The following is a 22425-nucleotide window of genomic DNA, read 5'->3' as shown; positions in this document are numbered from 1 at the left end:
CGGAGGAGCGGCATATCATGAAAAAGCGTGCATTCCTGAAGGCGGGCCTGGGCGCCCTGTTCCTGCTGTCGGCGGCGCTCCCAGCCCCGGCTCTGGCGGCAGACGGAGATGAACCGGAATTCGTCAACGCCGATGCAATACATCGCAGCCCCGAGGGAACCTGGCGCTTCCGAGGGGAAAGGTGCTGAGGCCTGGGGCCTCTGGACCGTGGACCCTGGCCCGCGCGGCGTGCGTTTCTCCGAATACGAAACGCTGATGGACCATGGTGGGGTCGGCCCCGGCGGCTGGACCTTCGACCCCACGAATTGGTGGCTTGAGGAGAACGGCCTGATTATGGAGGCGCCGTCCTTCCCCTTGGCGCCGGGCAGGTACCTCGTCACCGGCGGACGCTTCAAACCGAAGGTGCTCACCATCCACCCCAAGGATGAAAACGGCGCGTCACGCTGGGACCTCAACCGCGGCGGCACGCTGCACGACGTCACCCATCTCGGCTGCCGGTCCGCCCGTTACACGCCCCTGCCGGGTTCCACCCCGGAAAGCTGCACACCGGCCAAAGCCCCGCCCAACGCCTTCCGCGTCGACCCCGGCGCGGCCATGCCCCCCGTCCCCGGCTGCGCCAAACAGGACTTCCACGTCCTCTTCGTCATCGGCGTGGTAGCGAAGAAACGCGCGTCCGCCGACTGAGAAGGTAAGTCGAGGGTCGCTAGTAGATGCGAGTTTAGGAAACTGTCACCGGAATATGTGTGGAGGAGTACTGCCGCCCTTAGCATTCCACGATATCATTGTAACAATTCCTATTAGAACGATGCCGCACCCCACCGTTATATTAGTATTTATTTTTTCTATTTTTTATAGTATTACATAAATGAAAAATTCGTTTCCGATAACTACACTGAGGACGCTCAAATGCGCACCTACTGCCTCATTGGCTCCGTTGGTTCAATTTTGCTTTTGTTTGTCTTTTTTCAGACTGTCTTCCTCAATCTGACACCACAGGCGAACGCAGCAACGGCAGATGGAGAGCAGTGTACGGAAGGCTCAGATTGCAACAGCAATTATTGTTACCCTTATCCGGACGGTCGAAGATTCTGCCTCAATAGAGACTTGAACTGTGCGATGCCTGGGTTGCGTGGCGTAAGATGGGGTACAAATACACACGTCAATGGATTGAAATGGGAGTGCAGAACCGGGCAGGGCTGGGTCAAAACTGGGCTGGCGGATGGAGCAAAATGTCAAAACTCATCCGAATGCTCCAGTGACTACTGTTACCCAAATCCTGATGGTTCAAACTACTGCTTGAACAGAAATTTGAACTGCGCACTTCCTGGATCGTCGGGCGCTAAGTGGGGCGACAGAGCTACTGTTGAAGGGACTACTTGGACTTGTGCCTACGGCCAAGGCTGGAGGCTAGCAAACGGTTCGATGTGCTCTGTAGGCGCGGATTGTGAGGAGGGCTATTGCTACCCATATATTGACAATAAGAGGTACTGCCTAGCAAAAAAAAGGAACTGTGCCACTCCAAAAGGAGAAGGCAAATCTTGGAACACATTCGACAAACGCGGCAGGGAAATTTTTACATGCTATAAAGGGAAAGGTTGGATTCAGGGTTTCCATGTAAAGTTCTCAGAATTCGGTGCTGGTGTAGGAAAGCACAGAGATTGCCATCAGCCAAGTTGCGGTGGAATTGATCCAAGTTGCCCTATCAAGAGACTCGCAAAGAAAGCAAGTTGCGAGGCGCTACGAGAGACTGAGAAACTCCAAGCAAAACCTCTTCAAGTGGCGATCGAAGAAAGCCTAAAATCCGCGCAAAGGTCAGGTACTTATGATATCCCGAAGTACATTAAAGATAAGCTGGCTCCATTTTTTCCCCGTGGAATCATGCGAATAGCTAAATACGCGATTGGCGCATCTGGAATGCTTGACGTTCAAAAACTTGCTTTCAAATCAAAACGTCAAGCAATTGTCCTTGGCAATGTGATCGTCTTCAAGAACAGACAAGATGCCGAACGAAACGTAGGCCTTTGGGCCCATGAGCTGGAGCACGTACTGCAATATGACATGCTTGGCATTGATGGCTTCGCCCAACGATACGTGCAACCTGGATTACGCGGATCTTATAACTCGGATCGAAGAACTATCGAAGGCGCAGCAAGCGCCCGTAGGGAAGTAGTTTGCCAACTCACGGATTGCCAGTGAGAAGCAATACTGGCCGCGATAGAGTGTTGGCGCCGCGGTGCGGAAACCTACATAAGATTGCACCCCGCATTAGATCGGGGACCAATTGCTCAGAATAGTCAATCTGAAATGCAAAATAATCCCCTCACGCCGCCTAGTTCGCGACGGCTTCCGCCGCAGCTTCATAGGCCGCCTTGGCGATGTCCATATCCTCTTCAGTCAGCGCGAGGGAGATGTAAGTCTTCCCGTCTGACTTGAAGAGGCCCTTATCACGCAGCACGGTGTTATAGGCGGCGAGCTTCTTGGCGTCCGCCGCGACCACGTCGCGATAGTTCGTGATGTCCCGGTCGGTGAAGATCACCTCGAACATCTCCGGCGCGCCGGCGACCACATGCGGCACCCCGCGCGCATCAAGCGCTTTGGACGCCATCGCCATCAGGCGTTTGCCGTTGTCGGAGATCTTTTCGTAGGCCCCTTCGCGACGCAGGATTTCCATCGTCTTCAGGCCTGCAACGGCCGCGACCGGATTACCCGACAGCGTGCCGACCTGCATCAGCCATTTATCGCTGCCCTTTTCAAAACAGGCCATGATATCGGCCTTGCCCGCGATGGCCGCCAGCGCGAAACCGCCGCCGATGACTTTGCCGAGCGTGGCCAGGTCCGGTGTCACGCCGTAGCGTTCCTGCGCCCCGCCATAGCCGAAGCGGAAGCCGGTCACGACTTCGTCGAAGATCAGGACGATGCCATGCTTGTCGCAGATGTCCCGCACCGCCTGCAGGAAGCCCGGCTGGGCCGGCACGATGCGCTGCAGCGGTTCGATGATGATGGCGGCGATGTCCTTGCCATGTTCGGCGCAGAGGCTTTCCAGATAATCCGGGTCGTTATAGGGCGCGATCAGCATGTCTGCCCGCACGCCTTCGGGGATACCGGCACTGTCGGGCACGGCCTGCGGGAAGTTGACGAGCCGCGTGGGCGCAAGACTCATCTGCGCTTCCGGTCCCATGCCGTGATAACCGCCTTCGAATTTCAAAATCTTGTCGCGGCCGGTAAAGGCGCGGGCGAGCCGCATGGCGTACATATCCGCCTCGCTGCCGGTGGAGACGTAGCGGACCTTTTCCGCACAGGCGACGGCGCGGCAGATTTCCTCCGCCAGCTCCACGCCGGAATGGTTGTTGGCGAAAAAGGTCATGCCCTTGGGCACTTGTTCCAACACCGCCTCGACCACTTCCGGATGGCCGTGCCCCAACATCATCGGGCCGGACCCGATCAACAGATCGACATATTCCTTGCCGTCCTCGTCCCAGACGCGGCTGCCCTTGCCTTCCCGGACGAAATAGCTGGCGTCGAAATTGCCAAACCCGCCTGCAGGCAACACCGCCTTCGCGCGTTCGATCCACTCGGCCTGAGTCAGCACCTTGTTCATCTTCATTCTCCTCGACGCCAAATTTGCCGCTAGTTCAGCGTAAGAGCGGGCTCGCCAAGGCGGGCCCGGTCCACGGTTATTCCTAATCCGACGCCGTCCGGCACCGCGATCACACCATCTTGCCTGACCGGTCCGTCTTCAGCCAGCCTCGGCGTGACGGAACCAGACAGGTCGCAGACATTCAGCACGAAGCGGGTGTCCGTTTCCGCGCCGAGATGCAGGGCAGCCGCCCTCATTCCGCCGCGGCCTCGACCGCGTCAGTCCGTGGCCGCAAGCTTTCCGGATCGTAGGCCGGCCCGTCCAACACCACGGCCGGGCGCGCTTCTCCATGGACAACGACCTCCAGCTTCGTGCCCGGCGCGGCCGCGTCCGGCTTCAGATAGGCGAAGGACAGGACCTTGCCGACAGAATGCCCATAAGCGACGGAGGATGTGGAACCAACAACCTTGCCGTCGTGCAAAACCGCCTCCCCGCCATGGCCGTCAACCTCGCCATCAGAGTCGAAAGAAAGATAGGCGCAGATCCATGGCAGATCCCCGGCAGATGAGGCCTGCGTTTCCGCCTTGCCCAGGAATTCCTTGTCCAGTTTCACGAAGCGCATAACGTCGGCTTCCGGAAGCGTGACCTCGTTGGTCAGTTCTCCCGCCCCCTTGAACGCTTTTTCCATCCGCATCGCGTTCATCGCGAAGCTGCCGTAATCGGCCAGTCCACAAGCTTCGCCCGCCGCCCAAAGCGCGTCGTAAACCGCAAGGGCCGAGCCGCGCGGCATATGCAGTTCCCAGCCCAATTCACCCGCATAGGAAAGGCGCATGGCCCAGACCTGCTGGCCGGCGATTTCGATTTGCTGCGCGGACATCCAGCGGAAATGCGCGTTGTCCAAGCGGGAGGGGGTACAGGCGGCCAAAATATCGCGGGACCGTGGCCCGTTGATCGTAAGCGCAGACCAATCCTCCGACAGACATTTGATCGTGACGGCGCTGTCCCCGGCATGGGTTTGGAGATGGTCCATCAATCGTTGTTCGAAGAAAGCCGCGCAAACCAGATAGAACCTATCTTCGCCCAAGCGCACAACGGTCGCTTCCAGCTCGATCCGTCCACGCCGGTTCAGCATATGGGTCAGCGCAATGCCGCCTAATTTGCGCGGCAGGCGGTTGGCGACCAGCGGTTCCAGGAAGGCCTCAGCATCGGGGCCCGTAACCTCGACCTTCGTAAAGGCGGAGATATCCATGATGCCGGCGCGTTCCCGCACCGCGCGCACCTCTGCCCCGACCACATCATGTACAACGGTTCGTCGGAAGGAATAATAGTCGCGCTGTTCCACATCGCCCTTGGCAAACCAGCGCGGTCGCTCGTGACCAAAGACTTCCTCATAAACGGCCCCTTTTCCCTTCAAACGTTCGAACAAGGGCGACGGCTTGATCGGCCGACCGGCCAAACGGTTGAAATGCGGAAAGGGAATCTCATGGCGTAAACAGTAATCTTCCTTGGCCTTTTCGACCTGCCAATCCTTGCTGGCATAAGGCCCGAACCGGCGTGGATCGAATTCCCGCATCGAGATATCGGCCGCGCCGTGCACCATCCATCGGGCCAATTCCCGGGTCAGTCCCGGGCCCCAGCCGATGCCGATCTGGGTGCCGCAGCAACACCAATAGTTTCGCACCCCCGGTGCCGGACCGATCATCGGATTGCCATCGGGCGGATGGCTGATCGCGCCATGCACGACGCGTTTGATGCCCAGCTCCGCCAGAACCGGCATTCGGTCGAACGCGTTTTCAAGCCAGGGCATGACGCGATCGTAGTCGGCGTCAAACAGTTCGTTCTCCGCCTCCCACGGGCAATGGTCTTCCCAAACCGTGTTGGGGTTTTCCTTTTCGTAGATCCCGATCAAACCGGATTTCTGCTCCATCCGGATATAGCCTGACACCAGCCGATCGTCGCGCACCACGGGCAGTTCGGTTTCCAGCGCCTGAAACTCCGGCACCGTGTCGGTCACGAAGTAATGGTGGGTCATCGAGGTCATGGGCAGGATCAACCCGTTCCATTCGCCGATCTGCCTTGCATAGGTTCCGCCTGCATTCACCACATGCTCGCAGCGGATGACGCCGAGTTCGGTTTCGACCACCCATTCGCCATTCGGTTCCTGGCGTATGTCCGTCGCCCGGCAGCGCCTGACGATCTTGGCGCCCAACTGCCGCGCCCCGGTCGCCAGCGCCTGCGCGATCCCGGTCGGGTCCGCATGGCCGTCATCGGGTGTATGCAGAGCCCCGAGCACGCCTTCCAGATTGTAAAAGGGATGCAGTTCCGCGATCCGGTCGGGCCCGACCAGTTCCGCATTGAAGCCCAGCGTGCGCGTCACACTCAAAGTGTGGCGCAGCCAGTCCATCTCGTCCTCGGTGTAAGCAAGTCGGAAAGACCCGCAGCCGTGCCAAGTGACGGACTGGCCCGTCTCCTTTTCCAGCGCACCGGAATAGAGATCGATATTGTAGCCGACGCATTTGCCTATCCCGAAGGAACTGGTCGATTGGGTGATCTGTCCCGCCGCGTGCCAGGTCGACCCGCTTGTCAATTCCGCTTTCTCAAGCAGCACCGTGTCGGTCCAGCCTTCGTGGGCCAAATGGTAAGCCAGGCCGCAGCCCATGATGCCGCCGCCGACGATAACCACGCGTGCCTGACCGGGTAGAGCTGCAGCCATGATGAAACCCTTTTTCAGAATTTCCGGATGATGTCGAAATCTGTCGACACGGTAATCAAACATTTGTACCATCGTCAATCATGAATGATACGAACGTTTCACACCTCTCTTCGAATGGCGTCTTGGAAGCCCTGGCCGCGGAGCTTGGGCAATTGACGCCCGAGACCCGCAAGGCGGCGACCTACGTCTTGGAAAACCCAAACGATGTGGGTGTCTGTTCGATCCGGGAAATGGCGAGCGCCGCCGCGGTCAAACCGAACACGCTGGTTCGGATGGCCCGCACTATCGGTTTTGACGGCTATGACGACTTCCGCGAACCGTTCCGTGAGGAAATCCGGCGCGGCAACCTAAACTTTCCCGACCGCGCCCGATGGCTTCAATCCTTGGGCCAAAGCGGACAGTTGGGCGGGCTCTATGCCGATATGGTGGAAAGTGCGATCCGCAACATCGAAGCGACATTCGCCGGGACCAACGCCGAAAAGATGAAGGCTGCTGCCGACGACATCGTGGCGTCGCGCAACACCTTCGTTCTGGGGGTCGGCGTGAACAATAGCAACGCCCGGAACTTCGCCTATCTTGCGGATATGGCGTCCTATAACATCTGGGCGATCCCGCGGTCGGGCGGAGTCGCCTCGGACGATCTAAGCCGGGCAAACGAACAGGACGTTCTGATCGCGATTACCTGCAAGCCTTATCGAACGGAAGTGGTCGAGGCCGCCGTTTTGGCCAAAGAACAAGGCGCAACACTGATCGGGATATCGGACAGCCCTGCCTCACCCGTGATTACAAGCGCCGACCATGGTTTCGTCATCGGCTCCGACACACCACAATTCTTTCCGTCTTCCGTCGCGCTTATCGCGCTCTTGGAAACGCTGATGGCCTTCGTGATCGCCGATGCGCCGGCGGAGGTCATTGACAATATCGACCGCTTTCACGAGCGTCGGCACCGACTTGGCATCTATCAGCCTTAGCCAGGGAAGCCCCGGGAATGAACGCAACGCCGCACGCCCTGCCCGCTTCGTTTTACACGGACCCGTCGATTTTCGAACAGGAGCGTACCACCCTTTTGTCGCGCACCTGGCAGTTCGCCGGTCATGCGGCGGAGGTCAAGCGGCCAGGCGACTATTTCACTTTCGAGATCGCCGGCGAGAGCCTGTTCGCGATTCACGGCCGCGACGGCGTCATCCGGGCCTTCTACAATGTCTGCCAGCATCGGGCGCATCAAATGGTGTCCGGGTCCGGTCGGAAACGTCTCCTCGTCTGCCCTTATCACGCCTGGTCCTATGACCTGACCGGCAAATTGAAATCGGCCCCCAACATGGAGGCGGTCGACGGCCTGGATCCCTCGGCAATCTGCCTCACCGAGGTGCGGACGGAGAACTTCAACGGTTTCATTTTCGTCAATCTGGACGACGACGCCTTGCCGATGGATGACTGGTATCCAGGCGTGCGGGCGGCTCTACGCGACTACGTGCCTAACATCGACATGCTGGAACCATTGGAATGGGTGGCGGTGCCGGAAGCCTGCAATTGGAAAGTGTCGGTCGAAAACTACTCCGAATGTTACCATTGCAGCCTGAACCATCCGACCTTTTCCACCGGCGTAATCAAGCCGGAGACCTATGACATCGCCAAACAGGACGGCTACGTTTTGTGCCATACAACCGAATCCTCCGGTTTGGACACCATGACCTATCCGGTCGACCCGGACAGCAACCCGCATGCGACGGATTACCGGTCCTGGTTCCTGTGGCCGCTTTTCTCATTCCAGGTTTATCCCGGCAATATCCTGAACACCTACCATTGGCGGACCAATGGCTGCGGATCGGTGACAGTCTGGCGCGGCTGGTACACCGAAGGCGGCGTGGACTCGGAGACAATCCGCCGGTTGGCGCTTCAGGACCGTTCCACGACGGTCGAAGAGGACATTCATCTGGTTGAATCCGTACAGCGTGGGCTTGCCAGCCGCGGTTACCGCCCGGGACCGCTCATCATCGACCCGAAAGGTGGTGTCAGGTCTGAACATTCCATCGGCGCGCTTCACCATTGGCTGCTCGAGGCTCTACAAAGCTGAGCCTTACTCTTCGTTCCGGAGAATCCAGGCGATCCGAACGCTGATTGCTTAGCACCTTCCCGCATTAGGCGAACACCGCTACACTTCCGCGCAGGATGGGGGGGACGTCCTAGCGAATGTATTGATGAGGGAAGGCGAGGCCCCGCTGCAGAAGAGCACGCCAACACGAAAACCAAATTCGCCCGGTCGGCGCGCCCCCTTGCGCCTACTGCTTGTCGGGGTGTTGACCTTTGCGGCCGTGGTGCCGCTGGTCCTGTTCTGGGTTTGGTCTGAACAAACCGCGTACCAACGGCAACTCGACGACGTCAAGGACAGGCATCTTCTTCTGGCCAACAATGTCAGCGCCGCCCTTCAGCGCTATCACCAGGACCTTTCCAGCGATTTTGTCCTGCTGGTCCATTCCAGCCTTAAAGGCGACCCTATCCCCGGCGCCGACGCCATCATGGACAATCTGGCCATTTCGTTTATCTGCGTCATCGATCTGAGCGGTGGGAAGGCGCCGCTGAACCTGTATGCCGCGACGCATCCCTGCCCCAACATCGCAACCGATTTGGACTTGGACGCAATTGCCCCAATTGCCGAGCGGACGGAAACCGTGTTCAGCGGCGTTACGACGGGCATCGATAACGCCCCGGTCATCTACCTGACCTGCCGCATCGGCGACAAATTGGCGATCAGCGAGGTCCGGACCGACTATATCCGCTCCCTCGGCGCGGCCATCAATTTCGGGGTAAAGGGCCACGCCGCGATCGTCGACCACACGGGATCCGTTCTGTTCCATCCCCGCCCGGCCTGGATCGCGGAACGGAAGAACCTGTCCAAGGTCGACCCGGTCCGGCGAATGATGGGCGGGGAAACCGGCATATCGCTGTTCTACTCACCCGCCGTGAAGGCCGATATGGTCGCGGGCTTTACCGCGGTCGCCGGTACCGGTTGGGGTGTGATGATCCCACAGCCGATATCCGAACTGCATGAGGCGGCGGAAGAGGCAAGCCAATCGGCCGTCCTGGTCCTGGCGGCCGGTCTGTTTCTGGCGGTCGCAACGGGTTGGTGGCTGTCATTGTCGATGATTGCGCCGGTTCGGGAGACAGCCCTGGCGGCGCGCAAGATGGCGGCTGGCGAAAAAGGCGTCCGTGTTCGGAACAATCCGTCGCTTCTGACCCCTGCCGAGTTCCGAGATCTGGGAACCCAGTTCAACGATATGGCCGACACAAAGGAACGGGCCGAGGCCGAATTGCACAACGCCTTGGTTGAGGCCGACCTTGCGAACCAAACGAAATCCCTGTTCCTGGCAAACGCCAGCCACGAATTGCGCACGCCGATGAACGCCATCATCGGCTATAGCGACGCCATGGCGCAGGGCATTTACGGCCCGGTCCAACCGGCCCGATACGGCGCCTATGCAGATGCGATCCGCGGCAGCGCCCAGCACTTGATGCGTCTGATCGACGATATGATGGACATCTCCCGGATCGAACACGGAAGCCTGTCATTGCACGACGAAACGGTCGACCCTGCCCGGCTGCTCGACCGTGTGCTTCTGATCATCGAAAGCGGCGCACGCGACAGGCGCGTGACGGTTACCCGCGAAATGCAGACCGCAAAGGCGATCCGCGGCGACGATCACCGCCTGACCCAGATCCTGGTCAATCTGGCCAACAACGCCATTCGGTTCAGTCCCGCCGGGTCACGCGTCGGCATCTTGATCAAGGACACCGGGGATGGCGAACTCAGCCTTTCCGTCACTGATAGCGGACCCGGCATTCCGGAAGAAGATCTGCCCCGCCTTATGGAACCGTTCCAGCGCGGCGATCAGGCCGGCGAACGAAATTTCGAGGGTTCGGGCCTCGGCCTTGCCATTGTGACGACCCTGGCCAACGCGCATGACGCACGGTTCGAAATCACCAACAACGCGCATGGCGGCCTGACCGCGACCGTGATCCTCCCCGCGGACAGGGTCGTCCCGCGCGAGGCGCGAGCGGATTGAGCTTCGCCGTAAACTTTTGCTTTTTGGGGAATTATGGTCGGGGCAGCAGGATTTGAACCTACGACCTCCCGTCCCCCAGACGGACGCGCTACCAGACTGCGCTATGCCCCGACACGGCGGTTGAACCGCGAATAGAGCGCGGTTCTACTCACTCATCCCGGGCTTGGCAAGAACGGTTTGCCGCGTTTTTGGCTATCCCTGCTTTGCAAGCCGCCGCTATGCTGGACGCCCCTATTGGTCCAGCATCATCCGCCTGTCGAAATGGTATTTTTTCAGGTCGCGATTAAAACACTTGGAAAATCGGCGGTATTTGTTTCCGTCCCCCACCCAACGATTCATAAACTTCTGGATTTCCTCACGATTCTCCGGTCCCGCAACAAGGAAGGGAGTTTTCAGTTCGGTTCCAATGTCGTCGGCGAAATCAAACCCGTTGAAATGATCCAACACCAGCGTCAACAGGATTCCGCCCTCGATGAAATGTCCGCCTGCGACGGCTGAATACCGACCGTTTTCCAACCCTTCCAGGGCGCTTTTGCTAAAGGCGCCATCAAACAAGCCGACAACCGGGCGCGGCCCGGTGCGGGCTGACGCATCTATTTCATCCGCGGCAGCCCTCCCCAAATTCGGACTGACGGTCCAAATGGCGTGTGTGCGCGCGTAACGGCGAAGCATGCCTTTGTTGACTTCCCGGCCCCGTTTGTATGTCCAATCCGTGAAGACGAATTGATTCAACGCGACATGGTCGCCGGTGGACAGGATAAAACGTTCCAGACCGTCGCGCCGCAAAAGGCTGGACCCTGCAACGTGATTCCCACCAACCGCGTTCATTTTGACGACGCCGCTGTCGCCCAGGCCGAAACGCTGACGCGCCGCCCGCTCAAGCGCCGCGGCCAATTCATAGCCCGCCTGTTCGTCATCCGCGAAACTCTGCAAAATCCAGTTCTTGTACCGCCCTCTGGGCTGGCCGACGGTTTCCCGGTCATGGCTTCCCACTGCCGAATTCAAGGTCACCACGCGAACGCCTAGACGCTCTGACAACTCCATCACCTCAGGAACGACACCAAAATATGGGAAGACGAGCAGATAGTCCGGCGGTTCATTCCCCGGTAGAGTTTTACCGGTAAGGTCATCCCTCAAACGCGCCATGAAATCCGACCGATTATTGCCGGTGGAAGCGGATATTTTAAGGTGGATGTTCAGGTCGCGCGCGGCCCTTTCCGCGATTTCCGCATAGGGGCCCCAAAAAGGTGATTTTAAGGTCGTGGGAAAGGACATGACGACCGATGGGGATTCACACGCCGGCACGGCGGCAGCGGGTGCCGGACCCACGGCGCACAAGGCCGTCACAAGAACGGCAGCGATAGGGCGGATATCGAAAAAGATCCATTCCTCCAAACGTGGCCAACCGGCCGCAAAGATCAAATGCCGACTGCCGGGAAATCATGCACTTTATATTAGCGAGGGGTATATAATTAAACTGCCCGGGATTGTCATGGGCAAACCATGGTCCACCTTGCCGTAAAGATCTGAAAGGCCATGCCCTGGTGCGGAGAAATGATGTCCGGACCGAAGTCGTGATGATCCACCGCCGCGTTGTGGCATTCCGACAAATGCCGGAAAGGCATCCTGCCGATCCCTAGACAGGCGCGCGATCTGACTGCGCTATGCCCCGACACGGTGGTCAAACCGGGAATAGAGCGCGGCTCTACTGTCTCTGAGCGCCTCTCGTCAGGACGGCTTGCGTGCGGACAGCGCAATACGTCTGGCTTTCGGGTGTCTTTCCGCGACGCCTTCTCAACGCAGCAAGTTTCGCAGGCTGAAATCGTAGCGCTCCAGCAACGGGCGGTGACATTTCGATAGCCGCTTGAAGTCGATCCGGTCCCAATCCCGGACCCGGAAGGTCTCCCGAATCCGCTCAAAATTGCCCGGCCCCGCCAGTTCCAGCGGGAAATACAGCTCGGTGCCGACCTCGTCGATGAAATCCAGGCCGCTGTCATAATCCTGGATCAGCGCCATCAGCCAGGCCCCTTCGGAGAAATGCCCGCCCAAAACCACATCCAGTTCTTTCCGCTCCATCATTTCGAAGGCCCTGGCGTCCCAGCCGCCACTGATCGTGCCGACGATGGGCAGGGGTTTTCCGGGCCGGACCGCCCGCCAGGCATCGATCGCCGCGCGTCCCAAATCGAAGGATGCCGTCCAGACCGCGTGGGTTTCCGGATAACGCTGGAACAGCCCCTTGGCGGTATAGAAGCCTCTTTCATAATCCCAATTGGCGAAAACGAATTGGTTCACCGTCTCCGGAAGGTCGCCGGCACTGAAGAAAGCCGCTAACCCGTCGCGCCGCTCAAGGCTTGCGCCGGTCGTCAGATTGCCGCCCAAGGCCGTAACCCGGACGGTTTCGGTCTTGCTCAACCCGAACATCTTCCGGGCCCGGCCGACGATCGCGCTGGCCTGCAGACGGCCGGCCTCCAGATCCGCCGCCTGGCTGTGCAGTATCCAGTTCGAAAAGCGAGTCCGAGGGGTTCCGACGATCACCCGGTCGGTGTCCGATATGCCGGAATTGAAGGTGACGACCTTGTTCCCTGTCCGTTGCGCCAGTTCCAATACCTGTGGCAGGCCGGCGAAATAGGCGAAGACGGCGACATAGTCGGCCGGCGGATATGCGGCCTGAACCTCGATAAAGCGTTCAAGATAATCGAAACGGTCATTCGGCTCAGCGAAAACCAGCCGAAGATCGATACCGAGGTCGGCGGCGGCGGCCCGGGTAAATCGCGTATAGGGGCCCCAGAAGGTATTCTCCTCATGGTCCGGCACGATCATCACAACCGTCGGCGAGGTACAGCCACCCGCGAACGCCCCGGCGTCGATTGCACCGAACGCGGCGAGCACACCAAACGCAATGAAGATCCGTGATAGAAGGGCGACCTGCATACTGAAGCCACGCAGACAGCCCCCGAAACACAGGAAACGGGCCGGGCTCATATCTATGCCAACGAACAAACCATCCCCCCAAAGCGGTACTCTAGCACCCAATGCCGAGAAACCCGAACACCAAATCGGCAGGGTGACAAATTGTTCCAAGGGGTCGTTTTTACGGGGAAACACGCTGTCCCGGCTGAAGTCGTAGTAATCGAGCGCGCCGTTGTAGCATTTCGGTAAATACCGGAAGGGCATGCCCACCGACGACGGAAGCAAATCTGCCATCCTCGGCGCCATCCAAGTCGCTGTCGTCAAAGGCCCCACCAACCCCATCCCGGTCGCGGGCGGCATGCGGAACCGCCCTATTGGCCCAGGGTCTTCCCTATGTCTAAACGATCCTTTTCCCGGTCGCGCGTAAGACACTTGGAAAACCCGCTGTACTTGCTGTCAGAACCCGACCATTGATTCATGAACCTTTGGATTTCCTCAAGATCCTCCGGCCCCGCCACGAGGAAGGGAATCTTGAGTTCGGTTCCTATTTCGTCGGCAAAGTCGAACCCGTTGAAATGATCCAGCAGCAGCGCCAACAAAATTCCGCCTTCGATAAAATGCCCGGCCGCGACGGCGGAAAACCGCCCCTTTTCCAAGCCTTCCTGGGCATCCCTGTCAAAGGCGCCACTAAATAAGCCGACAACCGGCCGCGATCCAGCCCCAGAGGATGTATTGGCGGATGTATTGGCGGATGTATTAGCGGACGTACTGGCGGACGTATCGGCGGATGCCTCAGCGGACGTATCGGCCCACGCATCCCATCCATCCGCCGCCGCCCGCCCCAAAGGTAGGTTGGCCGTCCAAACCGCGTGGGTCCGCGCATGGCGGAGAATCATGCCTTCGTTGACTTCCCGACCGCGATTGTACCCCCAATCCGTAAATACGAACTGGTTCAACGCAACACGGCCGGCCGCGGCCCGGATGAACCGTTCCAGACCCTCGCGCCGCCTCAGGCTTGACCCTGCAATTTGATCCCCGCCGATCGCGTTCATTCTGACGACGACGCCGTCGTCCAAGGCGAACCGTGCGCGCGCCGCCCGGTCAAGCGCCGCGGCTAAGTCATAGCTCGCCTTTTCGTCATCAGCCGAACTCTGCAAAATCCAATGCTTGTATCGCCCCCTGGGCCGGCCGACGATTTCCTGGTCATCCCTTCCCAGCGCCGAATTCAAGGTCACTACGCGCACGCCCAAACGCTCGGTCAGATCCATCACCTCGGGAACGGCACCCAAATAGGGAAAGACGAGTAGATAGTCCGGCGGTTCTTCCGCTGTGGGAGCGTTTCCGGTCAAGACTTCCCGCACTTGCGACATGTAACCCGACCGGTCACTGACGGTGGACCTGGTTATTCGAAGGCGGATGTCCATCTCGCGCGCGGCGCGTTCGGCTATTTCCGCATACGGCCCCCAGAAAGGTGACTTCAGGGTCGAGGGAAGAGACATCACGACCGATGGAGATTTACAGGCTTGCGCAGCGGACGCGCCCACCCCCACGGCACACAGCGCCGTTACAAGAACGGCCGCGGAAGGGCGGATCGCTATACGGCGGATGTCAAAAACGATTTACTTCTCCAAGCTTGGCGGACCGGCCATACGACATGCATTCCAACCGTCCGGAATCCATGCGCACTTTTTAATTAACTAATTCATACATAAGCTTGCGGTGATTGTCATCGGCAAACCCGCTGCGAAGGGCTTCCAGGCCGCGTCCTAGTGACGGAAAATGGTGTCCAGGTTGAAGTCGTAATAATCGAGCCCGCCGTTGTAGCATTTCGATAAATGCCGGAAGGGCATGCCAAGCCAGTTCCGGTCGCCCATCACGGCCCGCAGTTCGGCTACATTCTTTCGGTCCGCGGTCTTGAACGGCACACGCAGCGCAGTGCCCATATCGTCGACGAAATCCAAACCGTTGAAATGGTCCAGCAAAAGGGCCAGGACAATCCCGCCTTCCAGGAAATGCCCGCCGACGACAGCGGCGAACTTCCCCTCGTCGATACCGTCCAAGGCCCTGTCGTCAAACGGCCCGCTGACCATTCCGATGGCGGGTAACCGATGATTGGGTGCCAGCGCATTTAAGGCATCGGCAACCGCGAGCCCCAGGGGCAGGTTTGCGGCCCATACGCCTTGCGTATTGGGGTAGCGACGGATCAGTCCCACCGCCACTTCTTTGCCGCGTTCATAGCTCCAATCCGTGAAGACGAACTGGTTTATCGCCGCCGCTCCGCCGGACATGCGCACAAAACGTTCAAGCCCGTCGCGCCGGTACAAGCTGGCGCCGGCCAACTGATTTCCGCCCAGGGCAGTGATCGACACCGTATCTCTTTCCGCCAGTTTGAAACGCTCACGCCCGGCCCTTGCCACCACCTGTGCCAATTTAAACCCGGCGTTTTCGTCATCGGCCAGGCTTTGCAATATCCAGTTCTTGTATCGCTCCCGGGGATAGCCGACCGCTTTCCGGTCCCCGGCCCCAAGATCCGAATTCAAGGTGATGATGGAAACACCATGCGCTGCGGATTCCTCCATCAAGGTCTCGACAGCCCCGAAATAGGGGAAGACCGCGACATAGTCGGGCTTGGACCGACCGGAGAGAGCAGCCTGCAAACGATCCCTATAATTGGATCGGTCGTTGGCGATCGAATAGTCGACGGTAAGCTCCACATTCAAGCTTTCCGCCACCGCTTCCGCGAACCGAGCATAGGGGCCCCAAAACGGGTCATCGGCTCTGTCCGGCAAGGACATCAATACCTTCGGCGTCCGGCACTCAGCGCCAAAGGCCGCCGTCATCGTCGCAAAGGCAATCAATGAGTACAGAAAGAACGCGCAAAGGAACCGCATGCGGGAAACCCCACCGTATTTTTTGTCCGGTCCAGCATCCCCATGCCCCCATGCCGCCGATCCATGCAACATCGCCGACGAGTATTACTTTCTCCTTAACAGCGGCGCAATTGCTTGGGCCGGCGCCGTTTTTCTTCCGGCCCGCCTCTACTCGCCCCCTCTCCCCCTGCAGGCCCGGCACCGTTTTTCCCGCCGAACCGTGTCACACGAAGCGCCGCCGAAACGTCACTCATGGGAAACCGCGTGTATCCGGGCGCTGTGCGCACCGGTCCGCGCGCGGGTCCACCCCCTGAAACACAAAGGACGACATCCATGGATACCGCCATTATCAACCCGCCGGCCCTCTATGATCCCGCGCCAAACGGCTATAGCCATGCCGTGAAAGTCGACAGCCAGGCCACGCTGGTCTTTATCTCAGGCCAAGGCGGGGAATTGTTGGACGGAAGCCTGCCCGAAGGCTTCGAGGCCCAGGTGAAACAAGCCTATCGAAACCTGCTCGCGGTGATCGAGGCCGCGGGCGGCGCGCCGGGCGACGTCATCAAGCTGACCACCTACCCGGTCGGGTACGACGAAAGTAAACTGGCCACGATGACGCGGACTCTGATGGCCGCATTCGGCGATCACCTGCCGGCCCAAACCCTGGTGCCGGTTCACCGCCTGGCATTGGAAGACATGTTGTTCGAAGTCGAAGCGGTCCTCGCCCTTCCGGCGTGACGGGAAGACACGGGCAACCCTGGCGATCCGGGCAAGCAAGGCGATCCGGGCAACCTTGGCGATCCGGGCAACCTTGGTGATCCGGGCAACCTTGGTGATCCGGACGGCGGCAACGACAGCCCCGTCCGCGTCACCGGGCCATGAGTTTCCCGGCCATGCGCCCCAGCACGCTCAAGCCATTCTCAGCGTCCGTGGTCGGTTTCTTATCCTCGCTGCGTTTATAGACGTAGAGGCCCAATACCGAGAGCGCGACCGACCACATGATCGACAGGTCGGCCAAGGCGATGATAACGGTCGAGGCCGCCGCCGGATCGGTGACGATCACATAAACCACCGCCGCCATGGTCATGGTCCAACTGAAAATCAGTGCATAGCCCATGGTGGGCCGCATGCGGCGGACATAGGGGTCCGCGCTGGCCGCTTCGGCGCGGATGGTTTCGTTCACCGCCAGCAGGCGCTTGGTTTCTTCCTGATACAGCGATATCGCCCGCTGCGCCGTCTGGCGCTGGTATTCCAACAACAGTTCCGGGTCTGCCTGCAGCGCGGCCAGGGCGTTGCCGTCATCGTCCGTTCCGGTCACGCCCCGCGCAATGCCGGACGCCAGTTTGGCGACCTTCGAAACCGTGCTGTCATCCCCATTGTCAAAAAGGCCGATCAAGGCCGGGGCCGCGGAAATCAATCCGGCGATAACCGGTAAAATCATTGCTCAACCTTCCCGTATCAAGCCGGCGAGGCGTCGGGCACGATTGCCCACCTGCCGCGCCCATTTGTTGTTCAGGGCTTCATCGGCCGCAGGGCCGTATTCGTTCAATTCAAGATGCGCCCCCATCCGCCTGAATCCCGACAGGCGCGGCCACCCCATGTTGAAACACAAAGTCACCAAGGCCCGCTGAACCGGTTCCGGGCGGTCGAATACCGACGGCACATTGCGGCGCAGGTCTTCCATGGCGCGGTCGATATCCGCGTCCAGCATGACCAGGGCTTCGGTTTCCGAAATCCCCACATCATCGAGGTTCCGGCCAACGCCGATCGTCACCTTGCCGACCGTATCGGTATAGGGCGAAAGCTTCATGCCCTCGTCGCGCGCCAAGTCGATCTTGAGCAATCCACGATCCACCGTCTTTTCCCTATCGTGGTGCCAAGCCGGCAATCCCCCAACATCCGCCTCCCCTCGCTCCTGAGGCGGCTACGATCAGCAGACGAACCGTGACGGACAGATTTTGTAATATCCGTCTCAACCGCCCGCTTGGGCCAGCGTCCACAATTCGTAAAGGATGGCGCCGGCCAGGGCGATCGCGGTCGCCATCGCCCCGGTTAACGCGGCCCTTACCAAGGCATCGATCCGCGCGTGCACTCGGCCTACCGCACCGCTTACATTTTCGGAAAGGCTGTCGATCTTTTTGCCGACTTGCTCGATTTCGCGTTCCAGACGGATGGTGCGTTCTTCATCGGCTTTGTCATGTTTTTCCGCCATGGCCCGCAACGTGTCGATCTGTCCCGCCGTTTCCACAATCTTCAAATGCGCCGCCGCCGCACTGGCGCGGGCGTCAAGATCGATCAAGACGTGTTGGGATGGTTGCGGCATGGGTTACAGTCTCCATACCAGCGCCGCGACCACTACGGAGTATCGGCGATCATAAAGGCCACTGCGCCGGCATTGAGCGCACGTTAAGCAGTTTCTATGGCGCGGGTTACGCCATATTCCGCCCTCGCCATTTGGCCAGTTCAGCTGTCCAACAAAAGAAGTGGTGATAAAACGACAAACACTGCCAACAAGCCGCCAAGCAACTTTAGCAATACGTGTATCGTAAGTTTGTTTGTGTCGTTTTCCATATGTATGAAAAGTATTATTCATTATCATCAATACACGCAACTCTTATGTGTTGATCGTGACAGTAACTCGCTGCGGAACGCAATCTTTCACGTAGGTAACTGTCAGTGTGTAGGTCCCGCCGGACCCGCCGGAAAGGTTCGCCGCATCACCCGCAGCCGAAGGAGACAGCTTGTACCCGTCAACGATTTGCCAGTGATCTGCATCTGTTCCGCCGTCAATCGTCGCGAAGTCAGCATCAGCGGAGAATGTGCCTGTGTCTTGGTCGCCATTACCTTGGGGGGTAGCGCCCGCTGCGGTAGCGGCTGCGACTGAGAATGTAAGATCAGTGACGGAGTAAGTCGGAACCGCAGTTGCAGCAGTGAGACCAAACATCGTGATCAGCGCATCGCCCATGCCAGCACCTTCTACGGCTTGCACGGCCCTTTTGGCGTGTAAGCCGTCATGCATGTATCCGTTGGTGTCTAGCACCGTGTAAGTCGCAGGCTCAGTAGTTCCAGAAAGCCCCGCCTCAAAAAGCAGTTGCGGAACATTAACAATCGCGGCAGCAGGGATGCCTGTGTACGTGGGGATTTCGTTAGCCAACAAGTCTTCGAAGAATGTTACAGCGGTTGCCGAGTCCCATCCGGCTCCGTAGCCCGAGATGTCATGTGGGATGACTAACAAAACACGAGCGCCGATGGTCCCACACTTTTCGAAAATAGTTTTGTAGTGGGTTTTCATATCCTCATAGCTTGTCCCAGCACCACCGCTTCGGGTGTTGTTTATGAAGTGCTTCAGGATGACGACGTGCGGGGTCAATACGTCTAGCGCCGCTAAGGTTGACGACGGGTATGTCGTTCCTAGCCAGTACTGAATAGTCGTGTTTCTGACTCCAGCATTAAAAATCTGGAAGGCTGGAACCGTACTGTTGTAAGCATGGATAAACCCAGGACCGTGAGCGCTCCCCGATATTTGTGTAAACTCAAAGTCGTGAGCGCCGAGAGAAAGGCCGTCGATAACCTCAATCTCGTAACCGTTAGAACCCGCATTCTGGTCATACTCAATGGCCACACCGCCATCGACCTTCACGCCCAACTTTCCGAAAGCCGATGCCCGGATATTGCCAAACCTCAAAGTATCGACGTTTGTCCCTGGCGTAAAAGTGATGCTCTGCGAACTGGATGTCATGCGCGGGACAAAACCGCCGATGGTCGGGTTGCGGCTGGATGAAGCGAATCCACCGGTCGATACGATATCGCTGCGGTATTCGTTCCACGTAGTCACAGCGCCGTTACCATTCTCTTGGCACACCGTTTCAGCTTGGGCCGCAATGCCACGCGCCAGCAGGCGATTTCCCATCTGAACGGGAGGGCTGAATGGGCGAGCGCCTGTCATTTCCGGGTTGATACCCGTCCCATCCCCCGCACCGACACCGGCGAAGGTGCTGTCCGCTGCCGCCAACACTGTGATGTTTTCAGTAAGGTTGCCCCCGCCACCACCGGCGCCCACAAAGGGACGCCGACGCATCAAGCTCATACTCGGACCATATATCGTCATCTCACTACCACCGCGCGATGATTTTGGTTGCGTCGGTCGTGGCGGCGACGATCTTGGTGAAGAAGCCGGCCAACTCGTACGGCGCCGCGGCGACCGTATAGGTTTCCGCATCGCCGTTCATGTCTTCCACCGTCACATCGCCGGTCCCGCCGATGAACAGAACGCGCGGCGGGTCGGCCGCATCAAAGCTTACATCGCCGCCGCCTAGCGTGACGGCTTGGTGCCGCACCGGCGGGGCGGAAAGCATATGGGCGTTATCCCGCTCGGCCAGCCAGCCGTTGAATTTCAAGTCTTCAGGCATCGTCCAATCCTTCTTTAATCGGTGAGGAACTCACGGTTTCGGGAAAGCGGTCTTGACCGCCAGGAACCGGGTTATCAGATCGGTCATTTCGGGGGTCGCTGTTATGTCGCCGGCCGCGATCGCGGCGGCCAGTTGACCGACGACGGCATCCAACACGAAGCCGATATTGGCGGTTTCATCCATGGCAACGCCCTTGACCGCCTGAACTGCGCCCTTATAGGCACGGCGGCGTTTCTCATAGACCTTTTCCAAGTCGGTTTTCGGGCGGTTTTCCCTTATCCGTGTCGCGCTCATCTTCTCAGCCCCATTTCAGAACCACGCCGTGGATCTCGATATCCTTGGCGTGGTCGGTTTCGATGCGGTAGCGCATATCCGTGCCGGACGGCTGGCCGGAAATGTCGATGCCGGTTGCCTCGTAAATCGTCGTCCCGTCCCCCAGCACACCCGCCGCGGCCAAGACCGCCGTGGTCCAGGTCGCGCCATTGTCGCGGCTGACCTTGCCGATCAGGTCGGTGTTGAGGGTGAAGGCGTCGTTCCCGACCGCCTGGATGTGAAGCAACGCGGTGTCGGGTTGGGCATCGGCGGTAAAGGCAACCGACACCAGGGTCATGTCGCCCGATATGGCGCTGAGCATTTCCACGTCATGCACCGCCCAGTTGGCCCCGCCCGTCACCGCCGCGTTGGACAGAAGCCGCCAGTAGCGGTGCGGCTCGGTCGCGGGCACGTCAATATCGTCGAAGGAGTTGGCGCCTAGTCCCGTCGCGGTCAGCGCATCGGTCCAATCGGCCCCATTGTCGGAGTACTGAACTTTAACGGCTTCAAGGTAGTTGGCGGTCTTCTGAAACAGCCGCACACGGCGGATTTCGATATCGTTGCCGTCACCGAAGTCATACCCAACGAAGTCCGTGCCTTGCGCATAGGTCAGCGATGTCCATAGGGTCCCGGTGTCGTCGTCAAACAGGTTTGCCTTTGCCGTCTCCTCACTGGCCAAGATCGTGCCTGATCCAGTCTCGTCCGCCGAATAGGTCAGCGACCCTGCAAAGAAGGCGCCGGCCACGTCGTGGGCCTCGTTGGTGGAGGCCGCGTTGTCCAGGTCGGTTTCGTCGGCGAAGGGATCGGCGATGCCGTCCACCATGTTTTCCCGGTCGCCTTTCAGCGCGGCAACGTCGAGGGCCAGGCGGCGGATTTCAGATCGTTTCACCGTGCGGGCCGCGGTCCAGTGCGTGCCGTCGAAAGTCAGCGCGTCGCCTTCCGCCGGGGTCAGCGCGGCGATATCGTCCAACACATCGCTTTGCGCCTGGGCATTCAGCAGCGAACGCCCGGCATCCGCATTGGCGGCGAGCACGACGCCTTCCATGAAGGTGGAAATCAACGACACATTCGCCACCGGCGACGCCGCGACCAGATCGCCCGATGCATCGAAAGCCGCCAGTTTCGAGGCCCGCAGATTGGCGGGCGGCAGTTGAACCGCGCCCGCCGCGTCGGTTTCAGCGAGGCGGACCGAACGGCCGATCAAGGTCGACAATTGCTGCGCCACGGCGGTCAGTCGGTCCAGCTCGTTGTTGATGACCGAGGCCCGGAAATCGCCGGATTCCGAGAAGTCAGTGGTGCGCTTGATCGCGACATTGCGTAACAGCGTCACCGTGACGCCGGTGCCGGGCGGGGTGTCGAAGGTCACCAGTCCGCCAGCGCTGTCCCCTGCCCCTTCTGTCGAATACCCGGTCATTTCCGGCGTCTCGGATACCCCCAGATAAACTTCCAGATCATCATTTTCGAAAATCGGGAATGAAAACCCGAACTGGGTCTGAACGCCGTCGCCGGCATATTGCACCCTGGGCGTGACATCGCCGATTTTGATATGCTCGCTGGCCATGAGATTTCCCGTTCG

At 59.2% G+C, this 22425-nt stretch carries 21 protein-coding genes and 1 tRNA gene; 7 read left to right on the top strand and 15 right to left on the bottom strand.

All coding sequences use genetic code 11. From position 1 onward, the window contains the following. Positions 1 to 17: 17 nt before the first annotated feature. The 3 genes from EOI86_RS24475 (at position 18) to EOI86_RS07220 (ending at position 2196) form a co-directional block, all read left to right on the top strand. On the top strand, positions 18 to 188 hold the full coding sequence (locus EOI86_RS24475) for a hypothetical protein (protein WP_153811692.1): 171 nt from the start codon (positions 18 to 20) through the stop codon (positions 186 to 188). 19 nt (positions 189 to 207) lie between these two features. After that, entirely contained in the window at positions 208 to 684 is a 477-nt protein-coding gene (locus tag EOI86_RS07225) for a hypothetical protein (protein WP_127764413.1), read from the top strand. A 222-nt stretch (positions 685 to 906) separates the two neighbouring features. Next, on the top strand, positions 907 to 2196 hold the full coding sequence (locus EOI86_RS07220) for an eCIS core domain-containing protein (RefSeq protein WP_127764412.1): 1290 nt from the start codon (positions 907 to 909) through the stop codon (positions 2194 to 2196). Between the two features lie 133 nt (positions 2197 to 2329). On the opposite strand, the gene EOI86_RS07215 is transcribed toward EOI86_RS07220, so the two are convergent. Genes EOI86_RS07215 through EOI86_RS07205 form a run of 3 tightly spaced genes read right to left on the bottom strand, consistent with a single transcriptional unit; the run spans position 2330 to position 6290 of the window. Next, complete coding sequence (locus EOI86_RS07215) at positions 2330 to 3598, bottom strand: aspartate aminotransferase family protein (protein ID WP_127764411.1); 1269 nt, start codon at positions 3596 to 3598, stop codon at positions 2330 to 2332. 29 nt (positions 3599 to 3627) lie between these two features. After that, positions 3628 to 3834, bottom strand: coding sequence for an enolase C-terminal domain-like protein (locus EOI86_RS07210; RefSeq protein WP_127764410.1), 207 nt, complete (start codon positions 3832 to 3834; stop codon positions 3628 to 3630). Then, positions 3831 to 6290 carry a GcvT family protein gene (locus EOI86_RS07205; RefSeq protein WP_127764409.1) on the bottom strand — a complete coding sequence of 820 codons (2460 nt, stop codon included), beginning with the start codon at positions 6288 to 6290 and terminating at the stop codon, positions 3831 to 3833. Before EOI86_RS07205 ends, EOI86_RS07210 begins: the two co-directional genes overlap by 4 nt. An 80-nt stretch (positions 6291 to 6370) precedes the next feature. Here EOI86_RS07205 and EOI86_RS07200 point away from each other — a divergent pair, with 80 nt between their 5' ends. From EOI86_RS07200 to EOI86_RS07190, 3 genes are all read left to right on the top strand, one after another. Beyond that, complete coding sequence (locus EOI86_RS07200; protein WP_127764408.1) at positions 6371 to 7261, top strand: MurR/RpiR family transcriptional regulator; 891 nt, start codon at positions 6371 to 6373, stop codon at positions 7259 to 7261. 17 nt (positions 7262 to 7278) lie between these two features. Next, a complete protein-coding gene (locus EOI86_RS07195; protein WP_127764407.1) occupies positions 7279 to 8364 on the top strand; it encodes an aromatic ring-hydroxylating oxygenase subunit alpha in 1086 nt (361 codons plus the stop codon). Between the two features lie 124 nt (positions 8365 to 8488). Beyond that, the gene (locus EOI86_RS07190) at positions 8489 to 10351 is read left to right on the top strand and encodes a sensor histidine kinase (protein ID WP_127764406.1); all 1863 of its coding nucleotides are present in this window, start codon (positions 8489 to 8491) and stop codon (positions 10349 to 10351) included. 34 nt (positions 10352 to 10385) lie between these two features. On the opposite strand, the gene EOI86_RS07185 is transcribed toward EOI86_RS07190, so the two are convergent. From EOI86_RS07185 to EOI86_RS07165, 5 genes are all read right to left on the bottom strand, one after another. Next, a tRNA-Pro gene (locus tag EOI86_RS07185) sits at positions 10386 to 10462 on the bottom strand. A 120-nt stretch (positions 10463 to 10582) separates the two neighbouring features. After that, the gene (locus EOI86_RS07180) at positions 10583 to 11626 is read right to left on the bottom strand and encodes a type 1 periplasmic-binding domain-containing protein (RefSeq protein ID WP_127764405.1); all 1044 of its coding nucleotides are present in this window, start codon (positions 11624 to 11626) and stop codon (positions 10583 to 10585) included. Positions 11627 to 12145: 519 nt separating this feature from the next. Next, positions 12146 to 13555 carry an ABC transporter substrate-binding protein gene (locus EOI86_RS07175; RefSeq protein WP_161973735.1) on the bottom strand — a complete coding sequence of 470 codons (1410 nt, stop codon included), beginning with the start codon at positions 13553 to 13555 and terminating at the stop codon, positions 12146 to 12148. 77 nt (positions 13556 to 13632) lie between these two features. Next, a complete protein-coding gene (locus tag EOI86_RS07170) occupies positions 13633 to 14763 on the bottom strand; it encodes a type 1 periplasmic-binding domain-containing protein (protein ID WP_127764403.1) in 1131 nt (376 codons plus the stop codon). 264 nt (positions 14764 to 15027) lie between these two features. Further along, the gene (locus tag EOI86_RS07165) at positions 15028 to 16152 is read right to left on the bottom strand and encodes an ABC transporter substrate-binding protein (protein WP_161973734.1); all 1125 of its coding nucleotides are present in this window, start codon (positions 16150 to 16152) and stop codon (positions 15028 to 15030) included. A 312-nt stretch (positions 16153 to 16464) separates the two neighbouring features. Between EOI86_RS07165 and EOI86_RS07160 the strand changes: the two genes are divergently transcribed. Then, on the top strand, positions 16465 to 16866 hold the full coding sequence (locus EOI86_RS07160) for a RidA family protein (protein WP_127764401.1): 402 nt from the start codon (positions 16465 to 16467) through the stop codon (positions 16864 to 16866). A 130-nt stretch (positions 16867 to 16996) separates the two neighbouring features. Here the strand turns inward: EOI86_RS07160 and EOI86_RS07155 are convergent, their stop codons facing one another. From EOI86_RS07155 to EOI86_RS07125, 7 genes are all read right to left on the bottom strand, one after another. Then, positions 16997 to 17569 (bottom strand): 3TM-type holin, encoded by a 573-nt coding sequence (locus EOI86_RS07155; RefSeq protein ID WP_127764400.1) that lies wholly within the window; start codon positions 17567 to 17569, stop codon positions 16997 to 16999. A gap of 3 nt (positions 17570 to 17572) precedes the next feature. Next, positions 17573 to 17983 carry a glycoside hydrolase family protein gene (locus EOI86_RS07150; RefSeq protein WP_240035582.1) on the bottom strand — a complete coding sequence of 137 codons (411 nt, stop codon included), beginning with the start codon at positions 17981 to 17983 and terminating at the stop codon, positions 17573 to 17575. A 117-nt stretch (positions 17984 to 18100) separates the two neighbouring features. After that, the gene (locus tag EOI86_RS07145; RefSeq protein WP_127764399.1) at positions 18101 to 18451 is read right to left on the bottom strand and encodes a hypothetical protein; all 351 of its coding nucleotides are present in this window, start codon (positions 18449 to 18451) and stop codon (positions 18101 to 18103) included. Between the two features lie 291 nt (positions 18452 to 18742). Further along, a complete protein-coding gene (locus EOI86_RS07140) occupies positions 18743 to 20215 on the bottom strand; it encodes a hypothetical protein (RefSeq protein ID WP_127764398.1) in 1473 nt (490 codons plus the stop codon). 25 nt (positions 20216 to 20240) lie between these two features. Then, a complete protein-coding gene (locus EOI86_RS07135) occupies positions 20241 to 20537 on the bottom strand; it encodes a spike base protein, RCAP_Rcc01079 family (RefSeq protein WP_127764397.1) in 297 nt (98 codons plus the stop codon). A gap of 30 nt (positions 20538 to 20567) precedes the next feature. Next, on the bottom strand, positions 20568 to 20831 hold the full coding sequence (locus tag EOI86_RS07130) for a hypothetical protein (protein ID WP_127764396.1): 264 nt from the start codon (positions 20829 to 20831) through the stop codon (positions 20568 to 20570). Positions 20832 to 20835: 4 nt separating this feature from the next. Further along, the gene (locus EOI86_RS07125) at positions 20836 to 22410 is read right to left on the bottom strand and encodes a galactose-binding domain-containing protein (RefSeq protein ID WP_127764395.1); all 1575 of its coding nucleotides are present in this window, start codon (positions 22408 to 22410) and stop codon (positions 20836 to 20838) included. Positions 22411 to 22425: the final 15 nt, after the last annotated feature.

The sequence above is a fragment of the Hwanghaeella grinnelliae genome, from assembly GCF_004005845.1.
GTDB classification, from domain to species: Bacteria; Pseudomonadota; Alphaproteobacteria; order UBA8366; family Aestuariispiraceae; genus Hwanghaeella; species Hwanghaeella grinnelliae.
The sequence above is the reverse complement of the archived record's forward strand: the minus strand, read 5'-3'. Positions and strand labels throughout refer to the sequence as shown.

What these genes read in the sequence shown, in the direction of transcription:
- EOI86_RS07220 (WP_127764412.1), top strand. Translation starts at nt 907, where the DNA reads ATGCGCACCTACTGCCTCATTGGCTCCGTTGGTTCAATTTTGCTTTTG.
- EOI86_RS07210 (WP_127764410.1), bottom strand. Translation starts at nt 3,834, where the DNA reads ATGAGGGCGGCTGCCCTGCATCTCGGCGCGGAAACGGACACCCGCTTC.
- EOI86_RS07140 (WP_127764398.1), bottom strand. Translation starts at nt 20,215, where the DNA reads ATGAGCTTGATGCGTCGGCGTCCCTTTGTGGGCGCCGGTGGTGGCGGG.
- EOI86_RS07125 (WP_127764395.1), bottom strand. Translation starts at nt 22,410, where the DNA reads ATGGCCAGCGAGCATATCAAAATCGGCGATGTCACGCCCAGGGTGCAA.
- EOI86_RS07145 (WP_127764399.1), bottom strand. Translation starts at nt 18,451, where the DNA reads ATGCCGCAACCATCCCAACACGTCTTGATCGATCTTGACGCCCGCGCC.
- EOI86_RS07205 (WP_127764409.1), bottom strand. Translation starts at nt 6,290, where the DNA reads ATGGCTGCAGCTCTACCCGGTCAGGCACGCGTGGTTATCGTCGGCGGC.
- EOI86_RS07165 (WP_161973734.1), bottom strand. Translation starts at nt 16,152, where the DNA reads ATGCGGTTCCTTTGCGCGTTCTTTCTGTACTCATTGATTGCCTTTGCG.
- EOI86_RS07195 (WP_127764407.1), top strand. Translation starts at nt 7,279, where the DNA reads ATGAACGCAACGCCGCACGCCCTGCCCGCTTCGTTTTACACGGACCCG.
- EOI86_RS07155 (WP_127764400.1), bottom strand. Translation starts at nt 17,569, where the DNA reads ATGATTTTACCGGTTATCGCCGGATTGATTTCCGCGGCCCCGGCCTTG.
- EOI86_RS07175 (WP_161973735.1), bottom strand. Translation starts at nt 13,555, where the DNA reads ATGGCAGATTTGCTTCCGTCGTCGGTGGGCATGCCCTTCCGGTATTTA.
- EOI86_RS07135 (WP_127764397.1), bottom strand. Translation starts at nt 20,537, where the DNA reads ATGCCTGAAGACTTGAAATTCAACGGCTGGCTGGCCGAGCGGGATAAC.
- EOI86_RS07215 (WP_127764411.1), bottom strand. Translation starts at nt 3,598, where the DNA reads ATGAACAAGGTGCTGACTCAGGCCGAGTGGATCGAACGCGCGAAGGCG.
- EOI86_RS07180 (WP_127764405.1), bottom strand. Translation starts at nt 11,626, where the DNA reads ATGTCCTTTCCCACGACCTTAAAATCACCTTTTTGGGGCCCCTATGCG.
- EOI86_RS07200 (WP_127764408.1), top strand. Translation starts at nt 6,371, where the DNA reads ATGAATGATACGAACGTTTCACACCTCTCTTCGAATGGCGTCTTGGAA.
- EOI86_RS24475 (WP_153811692.1), top strand. Translation starts at nt 18, where the DNA reads ATGAAAAAGCGTGCATTCCTGAAGGCGGGCCTGGGCGCCCTGTTCCTG.
- EOI86_RS07130 (WP_127764396.1), bottom strand. Translation starts at nt 20,831, where the DNA reads ATGAGCGCGACACGGATAAGGGAAAACCGCCCGAAAACCGACTTGGAA.
- EOI86_RS07190 (WP_127764406.1), top strand. Translation starts at nt 8,489, where the DNA reads ATGAGGGAAGGCGAGGCCCCGCTGCAGAAGAGCACGCCAACACGAAAA.
- EOI86_RS07160 (WP_127764401.1), top strand. Translation starts at nt 16,465, where the DNA reads ATGGATACCGCCATTATCAACCCGCCGGCCCTCTATGATCCCGCGCCA.